Origin of the sequence: Arenimonas sp. (assembly GCF_044348765.1) — a bacterium.
GTDB lineage: Bacteria > Pseudomonadota > Gammaproteobacteria > Xanthomonadales > Xanthomonadaceae > Arenimonas.
Genome location: NZ_JBIKSE010000065.1, coordinates 1 through 4,169 on the forward strand (window position 1 = coordinate 1; position 4,169 = coordinate 4,169).

Below are 4,169 nucleotides of genomic sequence, written 5' to 3' on the forward strand. Positions count from 1 at the left end.
AGTGCCTTTAATTAAGGCATCAGCACAGTACTCATAACGTCCCCAGTTATCATCCCAGTGAATGCGAAATAATCCCCAGTCGAATTGATCTGAGTCGCCAGGGATAAGATAGAAGTGCTCTTCAACATCCCATGAAAGGCCGGGCGAGTGGTCTATTTCGTCACCAATTACACCTATTGATATGACGTAATTCGGTATCAGTTCTCTGAATTGCTCAAGCTGCTCCGACCTTTCTAGTTCGGAGTCATCCTCAGCTTCGAACTCTTGTTCATCGTCCTCAGCAGAAGTTGGACTTTCTAATGTTGAAAAAAAAGGAGACTAAATTCGGTGTAGAAAATTTTATAAGTCATAACTTTAATTCCAAAGAGAATCTTTTTGTTCTCAAAGCATTAAACACGTGCCAAGAAATTATTTCAATGTTTGGCCCACACCTTGGTCGAACCATCCTTCATTACCAGCAAGGTTTCATACGGCTGCGGATTCGCCGATTCCATGCCCGGTGAACCCAGCGGCATACCGGGAACCGCCAAGCCCAAGGCCTTCGGTTTTTCCCTCAGCAGGCGCTTGATGTCTTCGGCCGGCACATGGCCTTCGATCACATAGCCGTTGATCACTGCGGTATGGCAGGAACCGAGCTTGGCCGGCATGCCAAGGCTGGCGCGCACCGGCGCGGTATCGTCCACATCCTTGCCGCTGACCATGAAGCCATTGGCCTGCAGATGCGCCATCCACTGCTTGCAGCAGCCGCAATACGGCGTTTTGTTGACGGTAATGTTCAAGGCGGACTGCGCCAGCGCTACGCCGGCCAGAAAACAGAACAGAAACAGGGTGATCAGGGGCAGGGTGCGTTTCATGGCGGGTCTCGTGCGGGGTTTGGCTTAGTCTAGCGAAATTCGGCAAAGGCGGCGTCAAGGCCGGATTGAGCCGGCGCGCCCGGCCGCCATCGGCGATAATAGACGCATGAGAACCACACCTGGCCTGCAGGCCCTGATTGACGATGGCATCATCGATGCCGTGCTGCGCCCGCTGAAAAGCGGCAAGGAAGCGGCCGTGTACGTGGTGCAGCGCGGCGACGAGGTGCTGTGCGCCAAGGTTTACAAAGACATGGCCCAGCGCAGCTTCCAGGCCCGCGTGCAGTATCAGGAAGGCCGCAAGGTGCGCGGCAGCCGGGCCATGCGCGCCATGGGCAAGGCCACCAAGTTCGGCCGCAAGGAACAGGAAACCGCCTGGAAGAACACCGAAGTGGATGCGCTGTACACCCTGCACGAGGCGGGCGTGAGCGTGCCGCGTCCGCACGGGTATTTCCACGGCGTGCTGCTGATGGAGCTGGTGACCGATGACGAAGGCTACAGCGCCGCGCGTTTGGGTGAGGTGGTGCTGGAGGCCGAACAGGCGCGCTGGTATCACACCGAGCTGGTGCGCGATGTGGTGCGCATGCTCAGCCTGGGCCTGATTCACGGCGATCTGAGCGAATACAATGTGCTGGTCACCGGGCAGGGCCCGGTCATCATCGATTTTCCGCAGGTGGTCAGCGCCGCCGGCAATAACGCCGCGCGCGACATGCTACTGCGCGATGTGCACAACATCCGCGACAGCCTGGCCCGTTTTGCACCGGAACTGAGCGACACCCATTACGGCGAAGAAATGTGGGCGCTGTATGAGCAAGGCGAGTTATCGGCCGGCTCGGAACTCACCGGCCAGTTTATTTTTGCCGAAGGCGATGCCGATGTGGCAGCGGTGATGGAATCCATCGAAGACGCCCGCCAGGAAGCCATCATTCGGCAGCAGGGTCGCGAGGCGGCCGAACAGGATCCGTAGGCGCAGCTTACTGCGGGTTCAACACCCAGCGCACGTTGACATCACTGTATTGCGGAATGAAATTGCAGCCCGGGTTCGGCACGTTTTCTTCGGCCTTGAACGCGAATTCGCCCTCGCTGCCTTCGCGGGCCCCGGTGAGGGTGTAGCGGTAGGCATTGCAGGTTTCGCTCAGAAAATTGACGGTAACGGCTTGTACCGGGCCGCTGGCCGGCTCGCGTACGCAATGCCGTTCGGTCTCGTTGGCTTGGCCGTATTGCAGGTCGTTGATGATGATCTTGCAGGTGTCCTCGTAGGTGAACACAATCTGGTGCTTGGGCGGCTCGCTGCAGGCGGCCAGCAGCACAACAGCGGCGAGGGCGGGAATGATTCGGGTCATGGCAAACTCCTTTGCGCCATTGTATGGCGACCCCCTTCAATGCCAGGTGAATATGGGGCTTAGACCGGCGGAATCGGTTCAATCAGACCGGCATCGTCGTCCACGCCCTTGTTGACGCGCTTAGCCACCGGAAAACACTTCAGCGCTGGAAGGCTGCGGGTCAGCAGGAAGGGCTTGGAGGGACCCAGGCCCAGACCCAGCCAGCCGTCGACCTCGCGCTGCTCCAGAAACACCGGCATGCGCGAATGCACTTCAGCCGGAATGCCTTCGGCGGCTTGGGTGATGATGCTGAAACTGCCCTCGCTGCCGTCGGTCAGCAGCGGGTGTTTGGGTTCCCACAGGCCGGCCACCCACAGCACTTCATGCGGGTGTTCGGGGCGCAGGTAATACGGCTGCTTGCCCCCGGCGCTGGGTTTCCATTCGTAATACCCGGCCATCGGAATGGCGGCATGCCGCGATTTGAACGCGGCGCGGAACGCCGGTTTTTCATCCAGGCTTTCCATGCGGGCATTGAAAGTGTGCTGACCGAAGGTGGTCTGTTTGGCCCAGAACGGCATCAGGCCCCAATGCAGTTTCACCAGGCGGGTGTCTTTACCCTCGCGAATCAGCACGCCGGCAGTTTGGCTCGGTGCCAGATTGTAGCGGGCCGGCAGCAGCGCGAAATCAGCGCGCAGGGCCGGCCAAGGCACTTGCTCGGGGAGGGTGATCGGAACCTGGGTGAATCGGCCGCACATGGGGCGATTGTACGGACAAAAGCGTTGAATACAATCAGGCCGGATAAAAACCGCTGCGTCGGGCCTCGTGGGCATCGGGAACGATGCACAGATCGATGCGGCAGATGAAGCCGTCGGCGACATCGGCAAATACCAGTCCGACCAGATGGTCTTTGCGGCCCTGGGCCAGGATCACGCAATGTTCGTGCCCGTAGGCCGTAATGCGGCCGAGTTCGGCGAAGACCGGATGGCGGCGTTCGCGCAGGCCGGCCAATTTCAGGCTGAAGTAGGTCCGGAACACGGTCTTGCTGGTGACATCGGCCAGCATCCGTTGCGAGCCGTATTCAAAATCCTCCGCCAGCAAGGGCCACAGCGTTTCCGCGTTTAGGGTGTTCAGGGTTTTGGCAAACGCGGTCAGGGCGTCGATTTCGGTCAGGGACATGGGCTTTCTCGAGGATTGCCGACAGCCTAAACACAGCCGCTCTCATATCCTGAGAAAGGGCTGTGGTCTGATGGAATCCGGTGCGGCGGCCTTGCCCTGCACGCTATAATCAAACTCAACCAAGGAGCGGTAATCGGTCATGGCGCATACGCATCCCAGCACACAGGGCAGTGAGTCCGACCAGGGCTTTCAGGTCTACCGTGCCAGCCGTCTGGAAGCTTTGATTCCGCCGCTGTGGGCGCTGCTCGATCAGACCTGGCCGGAAAACATCCTCAGCCCGCACACGGTGATCGCCGCGCATCCGGGCATGAAGCAATGGCTCAGCGGCGCCTTGGCCCGACATCAGGGCGCGCAGGGCATCGCCGGCAATCTCGACATCCTGTTGCCGAGCGCGTGGATCGAACGCCAGGCCCATGTCCATCTGGGCGCCGGTGCGGTGGCGCTGCCGCGGTATCAGGTCGCGCACTTGCGCTGGAGTCTGCATGCGCTGCTTGATTCCCGGCAGAATGTGCCCGGGCTGAAGGATGTCCGCATCGATGCGTACCTGGAGGGTGCCGGCAGTGCCGCCGAAGCGGCGCGTCGCCGCTTCCAGTTGGCTGATCGTCTGGCGCGCATCTATTCGCAATACGTGATCTACCGTCCCGACTGGTTGCAGGCCTGGGAAGCCGGAAAACTCACTTATGCCGGCGGACAATCCCTGGAGTCGGAATTGTTGGCGCCCTTGTGGCGCACGCTGCAAAGCCGGCTCGGTCGCCACCGCGGTCATGCCATGCAGGAGCTGATTGGCGCCCTGAAATCCAATGCATCCGAGCGTCCGGTG

The 4,169-nt window shown here is 59.9% G+C and carries 6 protein-coding genes; 2 read left to right on the forward strand and 4 right to left on the reverse strand.

Going from position 1 to position 4,169, the window contains the following annotated elements; translation table 11 throughout:
- Positions 1-413: 413 nt before the first annotated feature.
- On the reverse strand, positions 414-854 hold the full coding sequence (locus tag ACIQ0Q_RS08255) for a DUF411 domain-containing protein (RefSeq protein ID WP_395772461.1): 441 nt from the start codon (positions 852-854) through the stop codon (positions 414-416).
- Positions 855-960: 106 nt separating this feature from the next.
- On the opposite strand from ACIQ0Q_RS08255, the gene ACIQ0Q_RS08260 reads away from it, so the two are divergent.
- Positions 961-1,818, forward strand: coding sequence for a PA4780 family RIO1-like protein kinase (locus tag ACIQ0Q_RS08260; protein WP_395772462.1), 858 nt, complete (start codon positions 961-963; stop codon positions 1,816-1,818).
- Positions 1,819-1,825: 7 nt separating this feature from the next.
- On the opposite strand, the gene ACIQ0Q_RS08265 is transcribed toward ACIQ0Q_RS08260, so the two are convergent.
- Genes ACIQ0Q_RS08265 through ACIQ0Q_RS08275 form a run of 3 tightly spaced genes read right to left on the reverse strand, consistent with a single transcriptional unit; the run spans position 1,826 to position 3,349 of the window.
- Positions 1,826-2,194 carry a hypothetical protein gene (locus ACIQ0Q_RS08265; RefSeq protein ID WP_395772463.1) on the reverse strand — a complete coding sequence of 123 codons (369 nt, stop codon included), beginning with the start codon at positions 2,192-2,194 and terminating at the stop codon, positions 1,826-1,828.
- Positions 2,195-2,253: 59 nt separating this feature from the next.
- The gene (locus ACIQ0Q_RS08270) at positions 2,254-2,928 is read right to left on the reverse strand and encodes an SOS response-associated peptidase (RefSeq protein WP_395772464.1); all 675 of its coding nucleotides are present in this window, start codon (positions 2,926-2,928) and stop codon (positions 2,254-2,256) included.
- A 34-nt stretch (positions 2,929-2,962) separates the two neighbouring features.
- Positions 2,963-3,349: a hypothetical protein gene (locus ACIQ0Q_RS08275; RefSeq protein ID WP_395772465.1), complete on the reverse strand. Its 387-nt coding sequence runs from the start codon at positions 3,347-3,349 to the stop codon at positions 2,963-2,965.
- A gap of 139 nt (positions 3,350-3,488) precedes the next feature.
- Between ACIQ0Q_RS08275 and ACIQ0Q_RS08280 the strand changes: the two genes are divergently transcribed.
- Positions 3,489-4,169: exodeoxyribonuclease V subunit gamma (locus tag ACIQ0Q_RS08280; RefSeq protein ID WP_395772466.1), on the forward strand; the 681-nt coding region annotated here is incomplete at its 3' end.